This window comes from Streptomyces massasporeus, from assembly GCF_014648995.1.
Lineage (GTDB): Bacteria > Actinomycetota > Actinomycetes > Streptomycetales > Streptomycetaceae > Streptomyces > Streptomyces massasporeus.
This window is the reverse complement of record NZ_BMSE01000026.1, coordinates 21,620-43,420: the sequence shown is the minus strand read 5'-3', so window position 1 is coordinate 43,420 and position 21,801 is coordinate 21,620. Positions and strand designations below refer to the sequence as shown.

The window sequence follows — 21,801 nt, the reverse complement described above, 5'->3', positions numbered from 1 at the left end:
GCCCGGAGGGCCGGTACGAGTGGAAGTCGCAATTCCACTCCTTTCGGGAGGTTTCCCCCATGCGTGTACGCCCCCTTCTCGGCGCGGCGGCCGGTGCCGCGCTGCTCCTGCTCACCGGCGCCGGCGCGGCGCCCGCCACCGCGTCCGCCCTCGCCCCGACCGGCTCCGTGACGGTCGACGCCGTCGGCCGGATCACCACCGACGGCACCATCACCCTGTCCGGCACCTACCGCTGCGCCAGCTCCAGCGGCCCGGTCTTCGTCAGCTCCTCCATCAGCCAGGGCGTCTCCGCGACCCGTCACGGCATCGGTGGCACCCGGGCCGTGTGCGACGGCGCGAAGCACCGCTGGGTGAACACCGGCCAGGTCACCCCCGGCGCGCTGGTTGCCGGGACGGCTCACGTCGAGGCCACCGTGATGGAGCTGCGCACCTTCAGCGGCTTGCCGCTGCCCAGCTTCCACGCGGTCCAGGGACAGGACGTCACCCTGACCCGGGCCTGAGCACCAGGCTGAAGGAAACGGCGGGCGACCCGGGTTCGGGCCGTCCGCCGATCCTGTTTAATTGCCCTGTCTATTGCGATTACTTTGCAACAACCTGACTAGAGCAACAAGAGTGTGAGGTCACATGTCGACCCGTCGGATACGAGGGGCCGCCGTCATGGCGGCGCTGGCCGCGGCGGTCACCGCCTGCTCGGCCCCCAGCGGCGGCTCGGGCGACGGCAAGGCCGGAGACTCCGTCGTCCTCGGGGTGGCCTCCGAGCCGGACACCCTCAGCCCCCTCCTCGGCTACGGCAAGGACGGCAACTCCAAGATCTTCGACGGGCTCCTCGCCCGCGACGCCGACCTGAAGCTGAAGCCCGCGCTGGCATCCGGACTGCCGAAGATCACCGACGGCGGCCGCACCTACACCTACACCCTGCGCGACGGGGTCGAGTTCAGCGACGGCGAACCGCTGACATCAGCCGACGTCGTCTACACGTACCGGACCGCCCTCGACCCGAAGACCAACAACACCTTCAAGAGCGAGCTGGACGCGGTGAAGGAGGTCAAGGCGAGCGGCGACGACAAGGTCGTCTTCACCCTGAAGTACCCCTACGCGCCCTTCGCCGCCCGCACGGTCCTGCCCATCGTCCCCGAGCACATCGCGGGGAAGCAGGACCCCAACACCGGCTCCTTCAACACCGAGCCGGTCGGCACCGGTCCGTACGTCCTCATCGGCTGGAGCAAGGGAGAGAAGCTCTCCTTCGAGGCCAACCCCCGCTACTGGGGCGGCAAGCCCGCGGTGAAGACCTTCACCATGGCGGTCATCGCCGACGACGACGTACGCGCCACCCGCCTGCGCTCCGGCGACCTCGACGGCGCGGTCCTCCCGCCCAACCTCGCCGCCACGTTCAAGGGCGACGACGCCACACGCACCTACGAGGCCCGCTCCTACGACTTCCGGGCCGTCACGCTCCCCACCGCGAACAAGGTCACCGGCGACCGCGCGATCCGGCGGGCCCTCGACGCGGCCGTGGACCGCGAGGCCATGACCGCCAAGATCCTCGACGGCGCGGGCCGCCCCGCCTACGGGCCGCTGCCCGTCGACGACCCCGCCTTCAGCAAGGACATCGAGCGCGCCCGGGACCTCGGCAAGGCCGGGAAGATCCTGGACGAGGCCGGCTGGAAGCCCGGCAAGGACGGCATCCGCAGCCGGGACGGACAGCGGGCGTCCTTCGGCCTGCTCTACCCCTCCGGTGACAAGGTCCGCCAGGACCACGCCCTCGCGTACGCCTCCGACGCCAAGAAGGCCGGCATCGACGTGAAGGCGGAGAGCGCCACCTGGGAGGTCATCGAGCCGCGCATGAAGGACACCGCCGTCCTCGCGGGCTTCGGCAGCACCGGCGACCCCGACTTCGGCCTCTACACCCTGCTGCACTCCTCCCTCGCCGGCGACGGCTTCAACAACATGGCCCGCTACGACAACCCGGCCGTGGACCGGGCCCTGGACAAGGGCCGCCGCAGCCAGGACCCGGCCGAGCGCACATCCGCCTACGACACACTGCAGCGCGCTCTGGTGCAGGACCCCGGCTACACCTTCCTCACCCACATCGACCACCTCTACGTGCTGGCCGACCGCTGGGACGGCCTGAACACCCAACTCGAGCCGCACGAACACGGCTTCGCCAGCGGCCCCTGGTGGAACATCGAGGACTGGCAGCCGAAGAAGTGACCCGACTCCCCTGGGGAGCGATGGCACGACTGGCGGGACGGCGGGCCCTGTTCGCCGTCCCCGTGCTGCTCGTCGTCACCTTCGGCGTGTTCGCCATCGCCGCCGCCTCCCCGTTCGACCCCGTCAAGGCCTACGCCGGCACCGCCGCGCTCGGCGCCGACCAGCAGACCCTGGACCGGCTGCGCGAGAACCTCGGCGTGGACCAGCCCTTCGCCGCCCGCTGGTGGCACTGGCTGACCTCCGCGCTCACCGGCGACCTCGGCCACTCCGGCGTCATGCGGCAGCCGGTCGCCCAGGTCATCGGCGAACGGCTCGTGTGGTCCGCGCTCCTGTGCGCCGTCGCCTTCGCCGCCGCCGTCCTGGCGGGCACCCTGCTCGGCGTGCTCGCCGCCCGCCGCCCCGGCTCGCTCGTCGACCGGACCGTCACCTCCCTCGCCTACACCCTGGAGGCGGCACCGGTCTTCTGGATCGCGCTGCTCGCCATCTGGCTGTTCGCCCTCCAGTGGGACGTCCTGCCGGCGGGCGGCCTGACCGACACCGGCAGCGCCCAGGTCACGCCCGGCCAGGTCACGAGCCACCTCGTCCTGCCCGCCGGTGTCCTCGCCGTGTCCCAACTGCCGTGGTTCACCCTGTACGTCCGCCAGGGCGTCGGCGACGCGCTGGCGGAGGACCCCGTGCGCGGCGCGCGGGCCCGGGGGCTGAGCGAACGCACCGTCCTGCTCGGCCACGCCCTGCGCTCCGGGCTGCTGCCGGTGCTCACGCTCATCGGCTCCCGCGTCCCCGAACTCATCACCGGGGCCCTGCTGGTGGAGAGCGTCTTCAGCTGGCCGGGCATCGCCGCCGCCACCGTCGAGGCGGCCACCGCCGTCGACTTCCCGCTGCTCGCCGCCCTGACGACGCTGGCCACCGCCGCGGTGCTCGCCGGGAACCTGCTCGCCGACCTGCTCTACGGACTGTTCGACCCGAGGGTGAAGCTCAGTGACATGTGACGCACCGGTGCCCGCCGGCGCCCCGGCCGAGCCCGAGTGGCGCGCGCACGGCCCGAAGCGCCGCTCCACCCGCGCCCTGCGCGTGCGCACCTCCGCCGCGCTCGTGGCCGCGACCGTCCTCGCCGTGCTGCTCGTGCCGCCGCTGGTCCAGCTCGACCAGCAGGCCGTCGACCTCGCCGCCAAGCTGCAACCACCCTCCTGGGCGCACCCGTTCGGCACCGACGACGTCGGCCGCGACCTGCTGCTGCGCTGCGTCTACGGCCTGCGCGTCTCGCTGCTCGTCGGAGTGGCGGCGGCGCTGACCGCGACCGTGGTCGGCACGGCCGTGGGCGCCGCGGCCGGTGCGCTGGGCGGCTGGGCCGACCGGGCCCTGATGCGGGTGGTCGACACGTTCTCGTCCGTGCCGCACCTGCTGCTCGGCATCTTCATCGTCGCCATGTTCCGCCCCGGGGTGTGGCCGGTGGTGATCTCGGTCGCGCTGACCCACTGGCTGTCGACGGCCCGGATCGTGCGCGCCGAGGTGCTGTCGCTGCGGTCGCGGCCGTACATCGACGCGGCCGTCTCCGGCGGGGCGTCCCGGTGGCGAGTGGCCGTACGGCACCTGCTGCCCGCCGTCCTGCCCCAGGCCGCGCTCGCCGCCGTGCTGATGGTGCCGCACGCCATGTGGCACGAGTCGGCCCTGTCCTTCCTCGGCCTCGGGCTGCCCACCCACACGGCGAGCCTCGGCACCCTGATCCAGGGCGCCCGCGGCTCCCTCCTCGCCGGCCAGTGGTGGCCCACCCTCTTTCCCGGCCTCTTCCTCATCGTCCCCACCCTCGCCATCGCCGGACTCGCCGGCGCCTGGCGGGAGCGGATCAACCCACGTCACCGATCGGAGCTGATGCTGTGAGCGCCGGTACGCGGTCCACGACCCCCGTGCTGTCCGTGCGCGGCCTGTCCGTGCGGTTCCTGATGCCCGGCGGGCGCCGCGTCGCCGCCGTCACCGACGCACGCTTCGACGTGGCGCCCGGCGAGTGCCTGACCCTGATCGGGGAGAGCGGCTGCGGCAAGTCCGTGCTGGCCTCCGCCCTGCTCGGACTGCTCCCCGGCAACGCCCGGACCGCCGGCTCGGCCCTGCTCGGCGACCTGGATCTGCTCACGGCCGGCGAGCGGACCCTCGCCCGCACCGTACGAGGACGGCTCATCGGCCTCGTACCGCAGAGCCCGGCCGCCCACCTCACCCCGGTCCGCACCGTCCGCTCCCAACTGGAGGAGACGGTCGCCGCGTTGACCGCGACCCGGGGCCGCGCCGCCCTGCGTGCCGCCGCCGAGGCCGCCGCCGAACGGACCGCGTTCCCCGCCGACCACCTCGACCGCCACCCCCACCAGCTGTCCGGCGGCCTCGCCCAGCGAGCCGCCACCGCCCTCGCCCTGGTCGGCGACGCGCCCCTGCTGCTCGCCGACGAACCGACCACCGGGCTCGACCGCGACCTCGTCGACCGCACGGTCGACGAACTGCGGCGGCACGTCGACGACCCGGGCGACCACGGCGGCGGACGGGCCCTGCTGATGATCACCCACGACCTGGCGGCCGCCGAGCGCATCGCCGACCGGGTCGCGGTCATGTACGCGGGGCGGATCGTCGAACTCGCCGATGCCAAAGCCTTCTTCGGTGCGCCCGGCCCCCGCCACCCCTACAGCCGCGCCCTGCTCCAAGCCCTGCCCGACCGCGCCTTCACACCCGTCCCGGGCATGCCGCCCGAACTGGGCGACCTCCCGGCCGGCTGCGCCTTCGCCGCCCGCTGCGACCGGGCCACCGGCACCTGCGCCGCCCCGCCGCCCGCCGGCCAGGTCGCCTGCCACCACCCGCACGTGCCGGAGGACGTCCGTGCTTGAACTGCGCTCCATCACCGCCGGATACACCAGGAACGCGCCGGTGGTCCGGGACGTCTCCCTCACCGTCGCCGCGGGCGAGTCCGTCGGCCTGCTCGGTCCGAGCGGCTGCGGCAAGTCCACCCTCGCGCGGGTCGCGGCCCTGCTGCACCGCCCCGACTCCGGCACCCTGCTCCTCGACGGCGAGCCCGTACGGCACTGGCGGCACCGCGCCCCACGCGCCCTGCGCACCGCCTTCGGGGTCGTCTTCCAGCAGGCCAGGCTCTCCGCGGACCCCCGGCTGCCGCTCACCGACCTGATCGCCGAGCCCCTGCGGGCCACCGGCCGCGGCAGGGAAGCCGACGACCGGACAGCCGAGTTGGCCCCCATCGTCGGCCTCACCCCCGACCTGCTCACCAGGCGGCCGCACGAGGTCAGCGACGGCCAGCTGCAACGCGCCTGCCTCGCCCGGGCTCTGGTGCTGCGCCCACGCCTGCTGGTGTGCGACGAGATGACCGCGATGCTCGACGCCTCCACCGCGGCCGCCCTGGTCGCGGCCGTCGAGAGCTACCGGGCCTCGACCGGAGCCGCCCTGCTGGCCGTCGGCCACGACCGCACCCTGCTGGAGCGCTGGTGCGACCGCACCGTCCACTGGGACGTCCTGGCCTGAGCAGGCCGGACGGCGTCCGGCACGAGCTGCGTCAGTGGTCGTCCCAGTGACCCTCGTGGGCGGCGTGGCGGTGGCCGTCGTGCACGTAGTCCGTGTGGTCACCGTGCCGTACGGCCAGGTGGCCGCAGTCGTCGCCGTGCTCGTGGTCGTGGTTCCGGTGCACCGTGTGGCGGCCGTCCGCGCACTCGTCGGCGTGGCCGTCGTGCATCCGGTGGATGTGGCCGTCGTGGGCGTAGTCGGTGTGGTCGCCGTGGGTGAAGGCGAGGTGGCCGCAGTCGTCGCCGTGGGCGTGCGCGTGGTTCTCGTGGGTGGTGTGCTCGGCGGTGGTCATGGGTGCTCCTCGCGTGGGGGGTGCCGCTCGGGGCGCTTCCGCCGGGGGCGGCCGTCGACATCACCATAAGGCGACATCTGCATGCATGGTCGGAATGTCAGCCCCTGCCCGCCATCCGGCGCAGGCCGCCCGGGTGACGCGCGGGACGGTGCGGACGCGGCTCAGCGCACCGCCACGACCACGCAGCTGTCGCCGTACTGCCACACCGGTCCGGCCGTGTCGAAGCCCGCCTGCCGGAGCAGCTCCAGATGGGCGCAGAGGGGGAGTTCGGCGGGGCGGCCGGTGCCGAGGAGGGCCTCACGCCGTCGGCGCTCCGCGAGGAGGTCGGCCAGCTCCGGGTCCTCGCCGACGGCGGCCCACCAGGAGCCCCAGTCCTCGTGGGCGAACACGCGCTGCCGGTCGGCCCGGCACCGCCCGACGTGGGCCGCGATCCCGGCCGGGCCCGTCTCGCCCTGGGGGAGGTGGTCGCCGTTGACGAGGACGCCCCCGGGGCGCATCAGCGTGGCGAGCTGCCGGTAGGTGGCGAGCAGGGTGTCGCGGTCGAGGTAGTGCAGGGCCGTCGTGGAGACCGCCGCGTCCAGGGGCCGGTCCAGGTCCAGCGCCCACGTCCAGCCGGGCGCGCCGATCTCGGCGTCGACGTAGCGGGCCGCGTCCGGGTGGTGGGTGCGGCCCAGTTCCAGCAGGACGGGGTCCCGGTCCACGGCCACGACCTCGGCCTCCGGCAGCCGCCGGACCAGCCGGGCCGCGAGGGAGCCGGGACCGCAGCCCAGGTCCACGACGAGGGGCGGGGCCGCGCGCCCCGCCGTGACGTGCTCGACGACGTCGGCGATCACCGTGAACCGCTCCTCGCGGTCGACGGCGTACCGCTGTTGCTGGAGCTCCCAGCGCTCCACCCATCGCTCCGCCGTCGCCAGACTCAGCCCCATCCGGTCGCGCCACCTCGCCGTCTCGCACCTGACTCCTGCCGGCCCGAGCCTACAGGTGGAAACGGTTCCCATTACGCCTAACGGGCCCATCGCTCGGCACCTGGCCGGGTGATGTCACTGGAGTGAGGCGAGAACGGACAACAGCCGGTCGATCTCCTCACCCGTGTTGTACACATGCAGACTCACCCGCACCGAACCGGTCTTCTCGCCCGCGTCGCCCTGGCAGTGATGGTCGGAACGGACCATGAAACCGTGGCTGAACAGGATGAATCCCAGGTCGCCCGAGTCGATGGCACGGTGCCGCAGGGTCACGATGCCCTGCCGCCGCTGTACGTCCGAGTCGGCGGCCAGACTGAGCGGGCAGCCGAGGACCTCGTAGGCGTCCAGCCGGCGCAGCCCCTCGGTGAGCCGGGCCGCCAGATCGGCCGTCCAGCGCTCGATCCGGTCGACACCGGCCGCGTCCAGCCAGTCCAGGGCCGCTTCGAGCGAGGCGATGCCCACGGTGTTCGGGGTGCCGCTCCAGCCGCCGGGCATGAAGACGGGCCCGCGTGCCTGCCGGGCCCACACCGCCCCGGAACCGGGCAGGGCCAGCGCCTTGTGCCCGGAGAACACAACGAAGTCCACGTCCAACTCGGCCACGGACAGCGGCAGATGCCCCACGCTCTGCGCGGCGTCCAGGCAGATGACCGCGTCGGGGCCGACGGCCTCGCGGATGCGCCGCACGTTCATGTCGCCGCCGTACACGTGGTGCACATGGGTGGTGGCCACGAACCGCGTGCGCGGGCCCGCCCGTTCGGCCAGCGCCCGGTGGTCGTAGTCCCCGGAGCCGCTCTGGTACGGCATCGGCACCACCCGGACGTGCACGCCCTCGCGCGCGAGCGACTCCCTGGCCTCCAGCCAGGGCACGATGTTGGCCTGGTGGTCGGCGTCCGGCACGACGATCTCGTCGCCGTCGCGCAGGAATCCCGGCAGCCAGTCGCGGGCGACGGTCCGCAGCCCCTCGGTGGTGCCGCTCGTGAAGTGGACGGCGGAGCGCTCCGGCCGGGAGTCCCCGAGGAACCGGGCGACGCGCTCGCGGGTGCGCTCCACCAGCTCCGTCGTCCGGTTGGCCCAGGTGTAGGTGCCGCGCGCGGCGTTGGCGTTGGACGTGGTCAGATACCTCTGCACCGTGTCCAGCACGGCCCGCGGCTTCTGCGCCGTGGCCGCACTGTCCAGATAGGCCAGCTCGGGGTGCCCGGTGACGATGGGGAACTCTTCGCGCAGCGCCCGCTGCCACGGGCGCAGATCCTCGCGGGTGATCGGCGCGGTCATGCCGGTCAGTCCCGCACCAGGGGGGCGCCCGCGTCCCGCCAGGCGATGATGCCGCCCGCCAGGCTGCGCACGTCCGGGTGGCCCATCCGGGTCAGCAGCGCCGCGTACCGCGCGGACTGCTCACCGACCGGGCAGGCCAGCAGCACCGGTTGACGCCGGCTGAACGGCAGCCCGCCCCGCAGGAGTTCGGCGAACAGCTCGTCGACGATGTTGACCGACCCGTCGATGTGCAGCGCCGCGTACGCGAACGGGCTGCGCAGGTCGACCACGAGCGGCCGGTCGGAGTCGATCCAGCGCCGGGCGTCGGCCACGCCGATCGACGGCGCCGCGCCGACCTCGGCGTCCGACAGGTCGGCCGGCGAGTTCTTCCGGGCCGGCCGGCCCAGCAGATCGGGGCGCCGCTGCCGGACGTAGCTCAGATAGCTCTCCACGCGGTCGCAGACGATGAACACCGCAGTCCGGCGCTCGGTCAACTCCTCGTCCGCAGAGCGCAGATGGCGGATCGCTCCGAAGTAGGCCGCCCCTCCGGTGGGGCCGCCGAGGATGCCGCAGCGGCGGTTCAGGGTGAGCATGCCCTCGATCGCCTCGTCGGCGCTCACCGACTCCACCGAGTCGTACGTCTCCGGATCGAACAGGCCGACCTCCTGCACCTCGTCGATGGTGCGGATCCCCGGGATGAAGTCGGACTTGGCCCCGACCAGCCCGAGCACCCGCACGGACGGGTCCTCCTCGCGCAGGGCGCGGGCGACACCCGTGGAGGAACCGGCGGTGCCCACGCAGGCGACGAACCAGTCCGGGACCCGGCCGTCCAGGTCCTTGACGATCTCCGGCCCGGTGCCGGTGAGATGGGCCTCGGTGTTGCGCGGGTTGAAGTACTGGTCGGTGTGCAGATAGGCACTGCCGGAGGCCGACAGCGTCCGGTGGAACAGGGTCAGCGGATCGTCCGTGGCGGTCGGGTCCAGACACTCGCTCTGCCCCGGCAACTCCTCGATCTCCGCGCCGAGCAGCAGCAGGAGATCCTTGATCTCCGGGACTCGCATCCGGTTGGTGACGCTCTTGAAGCCCAGGCCGTGCATGCCCGCGATGACCGCGAGGGCCTTGGCCGTGTTGCCGCTGGACAACTCCACCACCTGGCTGCCGTGCTCGACCGCCTCGTCCAGCAGGGGCCGCGCCATGCTCCAGGAGGCCCGGTCCTTGACCGAGCCGAACGGGTTGAGCATCTCCAGCTTGGCGTACAGGTCGATGTTCCGCAGGCCGTGCACGGCCGGGTCGATCCGCACCAGCGGGGTGTTGCCTATCGCCTCGGTGATGCTGTCGTACCTCACTGGACTCCCCCCGAGGGCGTGATCGGCCAGAACTGGTCGTCGAGGCACCAGCGCCACGCGTCGCCGTCCTGCCAGGCGGCGACCTTGCGGGCGGCGGGCTGGTGCTGGGCGCGCGTGGCGTGGAAGTCCATGGCGTAGCCCGCGGTGTTGGCGAAGGCGAGCAGGTCACCGGCTTCCGGGCGGCGCGGCAGGAACACCGTGCGCCGGGTGATGAGGTCGGTCTCCAGGCAGAGGCTGCCGAAGAGGTGCACGGCGACGGGCCCCTCACCCGCCCCGGCTCCGCTTCTGGGAACGACGACCGGGTCCATCAGCACTCCGTGGTCCTCCAGGGCGATGTCGTCCGCCTTCGCGGCCAGCCGTACGAGCAGTTCCCCACCGGGTTCCGGGCCGCGGACCTCCAGGACCCGCGCCAGGGTGAGTCCGCACTGGTCCAGCAGGGCCCGGCCGGGCTCGGTGTGCAGGTCGTACAGGTGCTCCAGCAGCAGCGCGGCCAGCGGGCGTCCGCCCAGCGAGCCGGCGGGCTGGGCCAGCAGCTCGTCCAGGTAGGCGGCGCCGGCGACGGAGCGGTGAGCGGGGTAGAGGCCCAGCGTGCCGCGCAGGGTGCCGGACTCGTTGCGCAGCCCGTAGCCGTGCCCGCCCCACGTCAGGGGCGGACGCCGGCCGAGGACGGCCGCGGTGAGCCCGCTCGTGTACGCCTCCCACTGCTCCCGCTCGGCGAGGTAGCTGATGCCGAACCCGCCGCCGACGTCCACGGCCCGGGGCCGCAGACCCCGGCTCCGGCACAACTCCAGGGCGGCCAGGCACCCTTCGAGGGCCGTCGCCTTTTCCGCGACGCTCGTCGTGTCCAGATGGAAGGCCACCCCCGTCGGATCGACCGCGTCACCGTGCCGCTCGACCGCCTCCAGCAGCGGCTCCAACTCCCGTACCGGCGTACCGAAACGGCTGCGCCGGCTCAGCACCTTCACGCCCGACGTCTCGAAGCCCGACAGTCGCAGCAGCACCCGCGCCGGGGCGAGCCCGTGCTTGCGCACCAGGGCGGCGAGCCGGTCCAGCTCGGCGACGCCGTCGACGTTGACCGTGACACCCGTGCGCGCCGCCAGCCACAGGAACTCGGGGTTCTTCGGCCCGGTGGCCGTGATCCGGTCGGCGCTGAAACCGGCACCCAGGGCGTGCTGCAACTCGCCCAGCGACGCGACGTCCACGCCCGCGTCGGTCGCCGCGAGCCGCCGCAGCAGCGCACTGGAGCGGTTGGCCTTGTGGGCGTAGAAGACCTGCCCCGACAGGTGGTGCGCCCGGTACACCGACCGGAAGCGCTCCAGGTTCTCGGCGATCTGGTCCGGCACCACGACGTGCAGGGGTGAGCCGAGTGCGTCGACGATCGAGTGCAGCGTGCCGTGCGCCGCCACGAGCGATCTCAGCCGTGGCTCCAGCCGCGGTTCGAGATATAAGGGCCGGCCGTCCATGCGCGCTCCCCCTCCTGAAGCCGCTGCGCCCGGCATCCGGGCACGTCGGACACTCCCCGCGTTTCGCCGTATAGCCCATATCCATTCTTCGGTCGCTTTACGCCCTGTAAGGCCCCGACCTGTCCGGTTGTCGGCGTGAAGCGGATCACGGCCCCGAGGTGCGGCGCGCGCCGGGCGCACAGCGACCGGGGAACCCGATCGAGGAAGACCAGAGGACCAATGGGGGAGACCATGCAGAACCGCACCCGAGCCGTCCGCACCCGAGGCATCCGTACCGCCGTGGCCGCGCTGCCGTCCATCATCACCTCGCACCGGGAGTACTGGACGGAGTTCTCACGGCCGTCGTGGGCGTGCGGGCGGCTCCAGGCAGCCGTCGGGATTCCGCCGTGAACGGCCGCGCCCTGTCTCCCCGTGCGGGGGGAGACAGGGCGCGGCGCCGTGCTGCGGGCGGCTCTCAGCTCTCGATCAGCCGGTGGAACTCGACCGTGTCGAAGATGTCCTCCATGCGGACCGCCCTGCCGCCGCGCAGCGTCCAGGAGTGGACGAAGGACAGCCGCGCGGTGCGGCCGCGCGCCGAGGTCACCTCGCGCTCCCCGAACACCACAACCCGGTCCCCGTCCGCCAGGAACTCCCGTGGCTCCAGGCGCATTCCGCCGAGCACGGTGGGGACATGGGCCAGGAACGCCCGGACGCCCGCGTGACCGCGCTTGGTGCCGCCGAGGTCGTACCCGGCCATCCCGTCGGGGTGCACCCACTCCACCTCGGGGTCCAGCGTCGCCAGCAGCGCGCCCACGTCCCGGGCGTGGAACGCCTCGTAGGCCTGCCGGATCAGCCGCAGGTTCTCGCTCGTGTCCGTCGCGGTCGCCGCTTCCGTCGCGGTCGCCAGTGCCGTCGTCATCGTGCCGTCTCTCCCTCGGTCAGACGCCGAAACGGTCGGGGTGCAGGGCGCGCAGGGTGCGCTCGATGCCGTCCCGCCAGCCGACCCGGCAGGGGCCGGTCAGCCGGCGGCGCAGCGTCGGATCGAACTGATAGGTCTCACGCGTCACTTCGCTCGGCACCAGCCGGGCCGCTACTCCGGTCAGGGCCTCGATGTGACGGATGCAGTCCGTGACGCCGACCGGCTCGTCACCGCCCCAGTTCACCAGCGTCGCCGGCACCGACGCGGCCCGCCACAGGTGCGGGACCTGGGCGACGAGGTCGTCGGTGTACAGCAGCGAGCACCAGTTCTGGCCCTCCAGCGGTACGGCGATCGGGGCGCCGGCGAGCATCTGCGTGAAGTAGAGCATCGGGACCCCGCCGTACGTGCCGGGCCCGTAGGCGATGTTGAGCCGTGCGATGGTCGTGGGCAGCTCCAGGACCTGCGCGAAGGCGCGCACCGCGCCCTCGGTGGCGAGCTTGCCCATCGGGTAGGCGGGCAGCCAGTCCGCGGCGCCGTCGACCGGGTCGTCCTCGGTGTACCGGTGGTCCAGGGTCTGCCGCTTGTACAGGGCGCCGGTGGAGACGTACAGGAACGACGAGGCGGTGCGGCAGTGCTGCATCAGGCGGCCGGTGGCGACCGCGTTGATCTCCGCGGTGGCGTTGAAGTCGCCGTCCTCGCCGCGGCGCACCGCCGAGTGGAGCACGTGCGTGAAGTCCTGCGGGAGCCGCTTGAGGGCGTGCGCGGACGGGTCGTCCATGTCCCACCGCCAGGTGGTGATGCCGTGCCCGTTCAGCGAGCGCTCGACGCCTGCGTCGGCAAAGCGGCCCAGGCACCACACGTCGTTGTGCTCGGCCAGCGCCTCGGCGACCGGGCGGGCGACCTGCCCGGTGCCGCCGGTGATCAGGATCTTCGCGCCGCGCGGCGCGGTCGCCGCAGCAGAGCCGGTGCCGGTTTCGGTGCCGGGCGTCATCGGTCGTCTCCCCTGTTTCCCCGTCGGATCGCGATCTCGTCGGCCTCCGCGAGCCGCGCGTCCAGTTCCTGGCGCAGGATCGCCTGGAACTCGGCCACGTGCTGCGGCGACAGCATGGTGTAGTGCTCGCCGGGCACCTCGATGTAGCGGTTGGGCCCGTCGGTGAAGTCGTCCCAGCGGCGCAGCTCGTTCTCCAGCCAGTCCCGGCGGGTGCCGCGCAGCGGGGTGGCGTGGAAGACGCTGACCGACGGCACCGAGCCGCTGGGCCGGTAGTCGCGGCCGAGGTCGGTGAGTGCGTCGGCGAGCTCCGCCCAGGTGGCGAACCGGTCGGCGTCCAGGTCGAGTTCGGCCAGCCGGCCGGGCGGTGCCTGGTCCATGAGCCGGGCGATCTGCCCCTCGCGGGGGAGCGGGCGCAGCCGGGCCGGCAGTTCGGTGCTCCGCTTCTTGTCGATCAGCGCCAGGAAGAAGGCCAGGTTCGTCGCGGTCTCGGCGAAGTCCAGTTCCTCCATGCGGTACTTGATGTGCGGCGGGAGGTTGAGGCTGCCGACGAAGTCGACGCGTTCCCCGCGGTCGCGCAGCACCTTGGCGATCTCGAAGGCGACCACGCCGCCGAAGGAGTACCCGGCCACCGCGTACGGGCCGTGCGGCTGCTTGCGCTGGATGGCGTCGGCGTAGCAGTCCACCATCTGCTCGAACGTCGCGAACGGCTTCTCGCCCTCGTCGAAGCCGCGGGCCCGCAGGGCGTGGAACGGCCGGTCGCCCGCGAAGTACTTGGCGAGGTTGACGAACACCAGCACCTCGCCCACGCCGGGGTGGACGCAGAACAGGGGCGTCTTGTCCCCGCCGGTCTGCATCGGCACCAGGGGGTCGTATGCGCGCGTGCCGGTCGCGGCACCCTCTTGGAGCCGGGCGGCCAGGGCGCGGACCGTCGGTGCCCTGAGGACCGTGATCACCTCCAGACCGCTCACCCCCAGCCGCTCGGCGACCCTCCCGCGCAGCCGGAGGATGTCCATCGACGTGCCGCCCAGGTCGAAGAAGTTGGCGGTGGCGCTGATCGCGGCGGGGTCGGTGTCGAACAGTTCGGCGTAGATCTCCGCGAGCACCCGCTCGGTCGCGCCCTCGGGGGCGGTGTAGCCGCCCAGCATGCGCAGCGTCAGCTCGTCGACGGCCCGGCGCGCGGTGTCATACGCCCCATGCTCCAGTCGCCGGCGCATCAGCGAGCGCTGGATCTTGCCGAGGCTGGTCTTGGGGAAGGCCTCGGCCGGCAGCGGCAGGATCAGCGCCGGACGGAAGCCCCAGTGCATCACCACGGTGCTGCGGACGGTCATGAGCACCCGGTGCAGGGCGGCCTCCTCGGTGCCCTCGGCCCCGCCGGCCGTGGCGGCCTCAGGGGTGAAGGCGATCACCAGCTGCTCGGTGTCGCTGCCGGCCGGGCGGACGGGGAAGGCCGCGACGTAGGAACGGGCGACGCCGTCGAGTTGTTCGAGGACGGACTCGATGTCGTGAGCGAAGTAGTTGACGCCGTTGACGATGATGCTGTCCTTGCTGCGTCCGGCCAGGGTCAGCCGCTCCCCGTCGAGCCGGCCCAGGTCACCGCTGCGGAACCAGCCGTCCGAGGTGAACGCCTCGCGTGTGGCCGTCTCGTTGTTGTAGTACCCCGGCGTGATCATCGGGCCGCGCAGCTGCAGCTCACCCACCTGGCCCTCGGGCAGCGGGCGGTCCTCCGGGTCGGCGATGCGGATGTGCAGGTCCCGTACCGGGGTGCCGAGGTTGGCGAACTCGGCGCCGCGGTCGGCGTCGGGGAACGCCTTGCGGGAGTACACGCTTCCCGCGCAGGTCTCGGTCATGCCGAAGGCCGGCCACAGCGCGTCGCGGGCCAGTCCATAGGGCGCGAGCAGGTCGAGGAACCTCTCCCCGGTGGCGACGACCACGGCCTCACCGCCGCTGACGACGTGCCGCACCCGGGACAGGTCCAGCCGCTCTGCGCTCTCGCGCAGCCGGTCGCCGGCCGCGTTGATCAGACCGAGCAGGAAGTTCGGGGTGAAGGTCATCGTGACGCCGTGCCGCGAGACCAGCCGGAGGAACTCCAGCGGCTCGTCGAGGACGACCCGCGCCTCGACGTGCAGTTGCCGACTGCCCGTGGACAGCGGCAGCAGATGGCACTCCAGCAGGGCGGCCACATGGTCGAAGGACACCCAGTTGAGGGTGGTGTCGTCGGCGGAGAGTCGGTGGTGGCCGTTCTTGGCCGTCATGGAGGCCAGCAGGTTGGCGTGGGTGAGCACGACCGCCTTGGAGTGGCCGGTGGAGCCGGAGGTCAGCACGAGGACCGCGGTGTCCCCGGGCGCCGCGCGGTGGAAGTCCCCGGCGGGCATCGGGCCGGCGGCGCGCAGTTCCTCCAGGGACGCCACCGACAGTCCGTCCACGCCGGGCAGTTCGGCGGCCAGGGCCTCGCCGGTCACCACCAGGGGGCCGTCGAGCAGGGTGTTGACGTGCTCCAGCTGGGCGGCCCAGCGCTCCCGGTCGCCGCGCAGCGGTGCCATGGGGCAAGGGACGAAGCCGCCGAGCACCGCGGCCCAGAACACGGGCAGGAAGTCCTGTGGTCGCTCCAGGACGGGCACGACCCGGTCGCCCGGCCGCAGGCCCCGGGCGCGCAACGAGGCCAGCAGGCGGGCGGATTCGGCCAGCAGCTCGGGATGGGGCAGGTCCTGGTAGTCCGCGTCGGCGGGGCCGAGGCAGTAGCGGACTCCGGTGCCGGGGTGCCGGTCGGCGGCGGACAGCAGCAGGTCGGTGAGGGAACGCGGGGTGGAGGGTGGGCGGTTCACGATCGTGTCTCTCCCTGTCTGCGATGGCGGGCGGCACGGGCCGCTCTGCGCCGGAACGTGAAGGACGTGAAGGAACTGACGGGACTCGATGTGACGGCCCGGACATCACCGCGCCTTGTGCTCTTTGGTCGTCCGCAATTCCCCCGGGCAGCATGTGGAATACCGTGAAACCTTGGCTCGCCTGTGTGTCACGGCGGGCGGCGCACTCGCGCCGGGAGAGCGGACGGAATGCCTTTTGCCGCCTCCGTGCCGGTGCCTTTTCTCCCGTGGGAATTCTCGATCACGCCGGCCGTACCGTCCGGTTGGTAATGAGGGGCCGGTGTGGCTTGGCGTGACCCGGTCACCGTAGGCTTGGCGAAGGCTCGATCGGAGCTGCAACAGGGGGCAGTTGGCCGGAAGTGGACAGATGTACGACGCCGGGTGAGGGGAGCGGTGCATTCGGTGGCGCAACCGGAAGTGGAGAATCAGGTTCGGGGGTTGAGGTGCAGCTTGCTGTCAGGGCTCCTGGAAGTAATCCCCGGCCGGCCGGAAAGGTGGAAAGCGGATATGGGCTTCTGGCCGGCGGGCGTCGGCAGGCTGGATCTTGTTGACTGGTTCTGAGTCAGCGAACTATTGTCTGAGTCGAGGCAGGCCACGCATCCGCCAAAAAGATTCGGGATTGAATAGTTCGGCGTTCACGGATCTCGGCGGTGAAGCGGTGAGCCGTTGAACCTCGGCAAGAGGCACGCACGAGCCACGAGCAGGGCTGGGTGACCAAGGGGGACACCAGTGACCGGTGCTGTCATCGACTCACCAGGAACGGACCGGGCGCAGGACACCGCCCGCGGGGACCATGCGGCCCATGTCGAACAGACCCTGCTGCAGGCCCGAGCACTCATCGAGTCCACCGTCTCCCTCTACCGCAAGCGCCCCGCCGGCGGCCCCGAGGGGACACACACCAGCGTCGCGGTGTTGCGCGGGACGCTGAACGAGCTGCTGGGGGAGGCGCGTCACACCGTGTGCGTCGCCCTGACCTCAGCCGACGAGTTCAGCGCCACCGTGAAGGAACTGCTCACCGAGGTCCCGCCCGGACCGCATGTGCGGGTCCTGTGCGCCACCGCGGTCGCGGACGGCTCCCTCGCCCGGCTCAGCGCGGCCGGGGGCAGCCGCTTCGAAGTGCGGTGCTCCGAGGGCCAGTTACGGGACACCGTCGTGGTCGACGGCGCCCGTGCCCTGATCCGCGCGGTGCCCGGCGTCGACAGCGGCGCCCAGGCCACCCTGGTGACCGACACCGCCGCCGTGCGCGCACTGGAACTGCTCTTCGCCGGAACCTGGTCCCGCTGCCGGCGGCTCGACGACCACCTCGCCCTCGGCCCGCGGCTGCGCAGCGACCTCAGCCGCAGGATCCTGGAACGGCTGCGGTCCGGCCAGACCGACGACGTCGCCGCCCGCGAACTCAACGTCTCCCTGCGCACCTACCGCCGCAATGTCGCCGAGATCATGCGGGAACTGGGCGCCAGCTCCCGCTTCCAGGCCGGAGCACGTGCCGTCGAACTGGGGCTGATGCAGCAGGAGTAGCCGTGAGCCGCGCCGTCCACACCGTCCGCACTCCGGGTGCACGGCGCCCCTCGCACAACCGGGTTCCCGTGGCGCACCCGGCACCACCCCGCCGACCGGAGCGCCCGCAAGCCGCCCGCCCCCGGCCCGACCACGGGCCGCCAAGGGCGAGGCGCGCCAGGAGCACAACCGTTTCGCTCGGCGGGGAACAAACGGGGAACGGGGAACAGGACGTGTCGGACAGCGCTGAGGACGACCTTGAGCAGGCGCTCCTCAAGGTGCAGACCCTGATCGAGTCGACGGTCGCCATCCATCGCGACCGCAGCCTCCAGGAACAACGGATCACCGTCGTCGAAGGCGGCTACCCCGCGGTGCTCGGACAGGCGCGGGATCTCATAGCGGGCGCGACGCGCACCATCGACATCGTGCACGCCCGCATGCCCGGCGACCGGGAGGAGCCCGGTCGGGGTGAGGGAGTCGAGCGGCAGCTGATCTACGAGGCCTCCGACGCCGTCGTGGTCCGGCTGCTCAGCAGCCCCGCCCTGGTCGACGAGGACTTCGTCCGCGAACAGCTCGGCAAGGAGAGACCGGTGGCCATCCGCATCGCCCGAGTGCCCCCGCTCCAGGCGCTCATGATCGACGGCACCGTCGCGCTCGTCGTCGCCGAGTCCGCCGTCGGCCGCCGGGCGTCGATGATCCGGGCACCGGAACTGCTGCACACCCTCGCCACTCTCTTCGAGAACGTCTGGCGCGACGCCGTGCCCGCCGGGGAGCGCGTCGTCTTCGGCAACCGCGACCGCGGCGCCCTCGCCCGGCAGATCCTCGCCGCCCTGTGGGCCGGCGTCACCGACGAGGTGGCCGCCCGCGACCTCGCCGTCTCGGTGCGCACCTACCGGCGCCACGTCGCCGAGATCATGGCGCTGCTCGGGGCAAACTCCCGTTTCCAGGCCGGCGTACGGGCGGCCGAGCTCGGTCTGCTGCCCCCGGCAGCACCGCACCGGACACGCCCCGGCGACCGGCCGTGACCTCCCGGCTGGCAGCTTCCTGAAAGCGGTGTTGCCGTCCGCCGCGCACCGGCAGTCTTATGGAGCGTGAGAAAGGAATTCACCCCTCGCGGGAGTGTGCGTGAATTCCTTCGCCCGGCGGCGTCGAGAATCCCCCGCTCCCGTCCGCCGGCCTGCGGGGACCCGTCGGCTCCCATTCCCCGGACGGGTCCCCGCCCTCCCCGGTGCATTCACGCGGAAGGCGGGTCCATGAGTCGTATGCCGGTCGCCCTGCTGTTTCCAGGACAGGGAACACAGAAAGAGGCCATGGGAGAACCCTGGAAAGAAACTCCGTCCTGGGAACTCACCCGCCAGATCTCCGAGGTCACCGGGGAGGACATCCCCGAGCTCCTGCTGCGCACGCCCGGCGAGCGGTTGCGCCGCACCGATCTCGCCCAGCTCGCCGTGTTCAGCGTCTCGGTGATCGCCCACGCCGAGGCCACGCGCCGGGACGCCCTCGGCGGCACCGTCGTCGCCTGCGCGGGCCACAGCCTCGGCGAGTACGCCGCCCTCGTCGCCGCCGGCGCGCTCGCCCTGCCCGCCGCGGCCGGACTGGTCGCCGCCCGGGGCCGGGCCATGCGGAAGGCCGCCGAGGCCGTCGAGGGCACCATGGGCGTCCTCGTCGCCGCGCCCCTCACCGAGGTGTCCGCGCTCACCGCGCGGATGCGCGAGGAGGGCCTGGACGTCTGGGTCGCCAACGTCAACGCCCCCGGCCAGACCGTTGTCTCCGGCTCCGCCGAGGGCATCGACCGCCTCGCCGGCGAGGCGCCCTCCATCGGCGCCAAACTGATCCGGCTCCAGGTCGGCGGCGCCTTCCACAGCCCGTACATGGAACCCGCCGCCGACACCCTGCGTGCGGCGCTGAAGAACACCGCCTTCGCCCCCTCCCATCTGCCCGTCGTGGCCAACGTGGACGCCGAGGCCCACTCCGGCGACTGCGACTGGCCCGCCCTCGGCACCCGCCAGCTCACCTCACCGGTGCTGTGGGAGCAGAGCGTGGACATCCTCACCGGCCCGCTCGGCTGCCGACGTCTCGTCGAGATCGGCCCGGGCCGCACCCTCGCCGGCCTGGCCCGCCGGATCACCCCGGACACCGAGGCCGTGTCACTGGACACCCCGAACGCCCTGGACTGAGGGACCCCCACACCCCGCCGGCCGCCCGGGCCCGCCGGACCGACGAGCCCACACCCGCAGGATGCGCCGAGCGCGCTGGACGACCACCTCATGCCCCCCTGGGCGACCACCCCACACCCCGCTGGACGACCACCCCACGCCCCGCCGGACGACCACCCCACGCCCCGCCGGACGACCACCCCACGCCCCGTCGGACGCCCGGGCCCGCCGGACCGACGAGCCCGCGCCCCGCAGGATGCGCCGAGCGCGCTGGACGACCACCCCACGCCCCGCCGGACCGAAGATCCCACCCGGTCGGAAGCCCCGGTGCGCCGGACCGCACCCCCGCACGCCACCCCGGAGGCCCCGGGCGCCTGGACCGATCACCCCACGCCACAAGGAGGCCATCTGCCATGGCACTCGGCACGACAAGCATCTGGCTGCGGCGCTACGCCACCGCCGCCCCGCCCCGGCTGCGGCTGCTGTGCCTGCCGCACGCGGGCGGCTCGGCCGGCTTCTTCCACGACTGGGGGCACGCCTTCGGCGACGACGTGGAGGTCCTCGCCGCCCGCTACCCCGGCCGGCAGGAGCGCATCGCGGAAGAACCGCTCACCAGCATCGAGGAACTCACCGACGCCCTCGCCGACGAACTGGTGCCCTACCTCGGCACCCCGCTGGCCGTGTTCGGCCACAGCATGGGCGCCTCCGTCGGATACGAGCTCGCCCTGCGCCTGGAGGCACACCACCACACCACGCTGGACCTGCTGATGGTCTCCTGCCGCAAGGCCCCGCACCTGCTCACCCCGCGCACCGCCGCCCTCGGCGGCGACACGGCCCTGCTGGACGAGGTCAGGCGGCTGGGCGGCACCGACGCCGCGCTGCTCGACGACGAGGACCTGCGCGAGCTCGTCCTGCCCGCCATCCGGGCCGACTTCGCCGCCGTCGCCCGCTACCCCGCACGGCCCGGCGTCCCTCTGGGCTGCCCGGTGGCCGGCTTCGTCGGCGCCGACGACCCCGACATCCGCGCCGACGAGGTCGCCGCCTGGGCCGGCGTCGCACCCAAGGGATTCGGCCTGACGGTGCTGCCCGGCGGCCACTTCTACCTGAGGGACCGCCGCGACGACCTCGTCCGGGACATCCGTGCGCGGCTGGCGCCGAAGCGATGAGCACCGCGACCCCACCCCGGACCGCGACCGGTGTCGGCGTACTCGACAAGGCGGCCGTGCTGCTGGAGACCGTGGAGGGCGGCCCCGCCACCCTCGGCGACCTCGTGATGTACAGCGGACTCCCCAGGCCGACCGTCCACCGCATCGCCGTCGCCCTGGAACGTCTCGGGCTGCTCACCCGTGACCTGCACGGCCGGTTCGTCCACGGACCCCGGCTCGACGCCGCGGCCCTCGGCGTACGCCACGACCGGCTGGCTGGCCGGCGCCGCCGGACCGGTTCTCACCGAACTGCGTGCGCAGACCGGCCTCGACGCCCTGCTGCACCGGCGCCGCAACGGCCTGCAGATCTGTGTCGCCGCCTCCGTCACCACCGGCTCCCCGCCCATCGGCGCCACCCGCCCCGCCTCCGCCGGCCCCGTCGCCGGCGTCCTGCTCGCCTGGCAGCCGCCCGACGAGCTGTACGAGGCGCTGAGCTGCGCCCGGTTCACCGCCACACAGCTCGCCGCCGTACGCCGCAGGGGCTGGGCCTACGGACCCGACCCGCTGCGCCCGGGCGGCGTCACGTACGCCGTGCCCGTGCGCGCCCCCGACGACGGGGTGGCCTCCGCCCTGGCCGTGACCGGGCCGGCCTCCCGCATGCCCCAGACCCCCGACCGCAGGCTCGGCCGTGTCCTGTTCGACGCGGTGACCGGCCTCGCCGACTCCCTGCTGCGCCTGCCCGGTCATTCTCTCCCCTGAATTCCCTTGCGGCGGTGGCAGCTTGTTGCAGCCGCTGTTGTGAGGGAAGCGGGTCCCCTCGCACCATTCAGAAGCGATGGAAACGTGCCGTGAAAAACCCGATCGCGGCCACTTCGGAAAGAGGTAATGGTGTGACCACTGCCACGCGCGACGAGCGTATGGAAACCATCAAGGAAATCGTCTGCGACATTCTCGAGATAGAGGAGGACGAGGTCACCGAGGTCGCCCTTTTCAAGGAGGACCACAACGCCGACTCGCTCCGCGCCATCGAGATTCTCGCCGCCCTGGAGAAGGAGTTCGGCGTCGTCATCAACCAGAGCGAACTGCCGCGCATGGTGAACCTCAAGGGCGTCTACGAGGTCGTCGCGGAGCCGGCCGGCTGGTAGTCGAACCGCTCGCGCGGACTGGGAGGTTGGC

Annotated in this window: 21 protein-coding genes and 1 pseudogene; 14 read left to right on the top strand and 8 right to left on the bottom strand. The window is 72.7% G+C overall.

The features are described from left to right. Window positions 1–59: 59 nt before the first annotated feature. From IE153_RS36835 to IE153_RS36810, 6 genes are all read left to right on the top strand, one after another. Entirely contained in the window at window positions 60–500 is a 441-nt protein-coding gene (locus tag IE153_RS36835) for a DUF6299 family protein (protein WP_189594046.1), read from the top strand. Between the two features lie 124 nt (window positions 501–624). Beyond that, window positions 625–2,211 carry an ABC transporter substrate-binding protein gene (locus IE153_RS36830; protein WP_189594045.1) on the top strand — a complete coding sequence of 529 codons (1,587 nt, stop codon included), beginning with the start codon at window positions 625–627 and terminating at the stop codon, window positions 2,209–2,211. Window positions 2,212–2,231: 20 nt separating this feature from the next. Then, entirely contained in the window at window positions 2,232–3,200 is a 969-nt protein-coding gene (locus IE153_RS36825) for an ABC transporter permease (protein WP_189594044.1), read from the top strand. Then, complete coding sequence (locus tag IE153_RS36820) at window positions 3,190–4,089, top strand: ABC transporter permease (protein ID WP_189594043.1); 900 nt, start codon at window positions 3,190–3,192, stop codon at window positions 4,087–4,089. Before IE153_RS36825 ends, IE153_RS36820 begins: the two co-directional genes overlap by 11 nt. Before the next feature lie 62 nt (window positions 4,090–4,151). Next, window positions 4,152–5,075, top strand: coding sequence for an ABC transporter ATP-binding protein (locus IE153_RS36815; RefSeq protein WP_189594093.1), 924 nt, complete (start codon window positions 4,152–4,154; stop codon window positions 5,073–5,075). Continuing rightward, window positions 5,068–5,721, top strand: a complete 654-nt coding sequence (locus IE153_RS36810) for an ABC transporter ATP-binding protein (protein WP_189594042.1) — start codon at window positions 5,068–5,070, stop codon at window positions 5,719–5,721. The genes IE153_RS36815 and IE153_RS36810 overlap by 8 nt, the downstream gene beginning before the upstream one ends. Before the next feature lie 31 nt (window positions 5,722–5,752). Here IE153_RS36810 and IE153_RS36805 read toward each other — a convergent pair whose 3' ends face one another. The 5 genes from IE153_RS36805 to IE153_RS36785 form a co-directional block, all read right to left on the bottom strand. Continuing rightward, complete coding sequence (locus tag IE153_RS36805) at window positions 5,753–6,052, bottom strand: hypothetical protein (RefSeq protein WP_031110250.1); 300 nt, start codon at window positions 6,050–6,052, stop codon at window positions 5,753–5,755. 161 nt (window positions 6,053–6,213) lie between these two features. After that, window positions 6,214–6,978 (bottom strand): class I SAM-dependent methyltransferase, encoded by a 765-nt coding sequence (locus tag IE153_RS36800; RefSeq protein ID WP_189594041.1) that lies wholly within the window; start codon window positions 6,976–6,978, stop codon window positions 6,214–6,216. Between the two features lie 114 nt (window positions 6,979–7,092). Continuing rightward, window positions 7,093–8,289, bottom strand: coding sequence for an aminotransferase class V-fold PLP-dependent enzyme (locus IE153_RS36795; RefSeq protein ID WP_189594040.1), 1,197 nt, complete (start codon window positions 8,287–8,289; stop codon window positions 7,093–7,095). A gap of 5 nt (window positions 8,290–8,294) precedes the next feature. Continuing rightward, window positions 8,295–9,614, bottom strand: coding sequence for a pyridoxal-phosphate dependent enzyme (locus IE153_RS36790; RefSeq protein WP_189594039.1), 1,320 nt, complete (start codon window positions 9,612–9,614; stop codon window positions 8,295–8,297). Next, entirely contained in the window at window positions 9,611–11,077 is a 1,467-nt protein-coding gene (locus IE153_RS36785; protein ID WP_189594038.1) for a Y4yA family PLP-dependent enzyme, read from the bottom strand. The genes IE153_RS36790 and IE153_RS36785 overlap by 4 nt, the downstream gene beginning before the upstream one ends. Before the next feature lie 231 nt (window positions 11,078–11,308). On the opposite strand from IE153_RS36785, the gene IE153_RS36780 reads away from it, so the two are divergent. Then, entirely contained in the window at window positions 11,309–11,467 is a 159-nt protein-coding gene (locus IE153_RS36780) for a hypothetical protein (RefSeq protein WP_189594037.1), read from the top strand. 64 nt (window positions 11,468–11,531) lie between these two features. On the opposite strand, the gene IE153_RS36775 is transcribed toward IE153_RS36780, so the two are convergent. The 3 genes from IE153_RS36775 to IE153_RS36765 are packed head-to-tail and all read right to left on the bottom strand — an operon-like array spanning window position 11,532 to window position 15,788. After that, a complete protein-coding gene (locus IE153_RS36775; protein WP_189594036.1) occupies window positions 11,532–11,975 on the bottom strand; it encodes a nuclear transport factor 2 family protein in 444 nt (147 codons plus the stop codon). Between the two features lie 19 nt (window positions 11,976–11,994). Beyond that, a complete protein-coding gene (locus IE153_RS36770) occupies window positions 11,995–12,966 on the bottom strand; it encodes an NAD-dependent epimerase/dehydratase family protein (RefSeq protein ID WP_189594035.1) in 972 nt (323 codons plus the stop codon). Further along, window positions 12,963–15,788 carry a non-ribosomal peptide synthetase gene (locus tag IE153_RS36765; protein ID WP_229829347.1) on the bottom strand — a complete coding sequence of 942 codons (2,826 nt, stop codon included), beginning with the start codon at window positions 15,786–15,788 and terminating at the stop codon, window positions 12,963–12,965. The genes IE153_RS36770 and IE153_RS36765 overlap by 4 nt, the downstream gene beginning before the upstream one ends. Before the next feature lie 768 nt (window positions 15,789–16,556). Between IE153_RS36765 and IE153_RS36760 the strand changes: the two genes are divergently transcribed. The 7 genes and pseudogenes from IE153_RS36760 (at window position 16,557) to IE153_RS36730 (ending at window position 21,770) form a co-directional block, all read left to right on the top strand. Further along, entirely contained in the window at window positions 16,557–17,345 is a 789-nt protein-coding gene (locus tag IE153_RS36760) for a helix-turn-helix transcriptional regulator (protein ID WP_189594034.1), read from the top strand. Between the two features lie 212 nt (window positions 17,346–17,557). Then, a complete protein-coding gene (locus tag IE153_RS36755) occupies window positions 17,558–18,349 on the top strand; it encodes a LuxR family transcriptional regulator (protein WP_189594033.1) in 792 nt (263 codons plus the stop codon). 285 nt (window positions 18,350–18,634) lie between these two features. Next, a complete protein-coding gene (locus IE153_RS36750) occupies window positions 18,635–19,501 on the top strand; it encodes an ACP S-malonyltransferase (protein WP_438817979.1) in 867 nt (288 codons plus the stop codon). Between the two features lie 392 nt (window positions 19,502–19,893). Then, on the top strand, window positions 19,894–20,646 hold the full coding sequence (locus IE153_RS36745; RefSeq protein ID WP_189594031.1) for a thioesterase II family protein: 753 nt from the start codon (window positions 19,894–19,896) through the stop codon (window positions 20,644–20,646). After that, a pseudogene (locus IE153_RS36740) lies at window positions 20,643–20,771 on the top strand (IclR family transcriptional regulator); the annotation flags it as partial. The gene IE153_RS36745 and the pseudogene IE153_RS36740, both read left to right, overlap by 4 nt. 55 nt (window positions 20,772–20,826) lie before the next feature. After that, on the top strand, window positions 20,827–21,384 hold the full coding sequence (locus tag IE153_RS36735; protein WP_189594030.1) for an IclR family transcriptional regulator domain-containing protein: 558 nt from the start codon (window positions 20,827–20,829) through the stop codon (window positions 21,382–21,384). Window positions 21,385–21,542: 158 nt separating this feature from the next. Continuing rightward, window positions 21,543–21,770: an acyl carrier protein gene (locus IE153_RS36730; RefSeq protein WP_189594091.1), complete on the top strand. Its 228-nt coding sequence runs from the start codon at window positions 21,543–21,545 to the stop codon at window positions 21,768–21,770. Window positions 21,771–21,801: the final 31 nt, after the last annotated feature.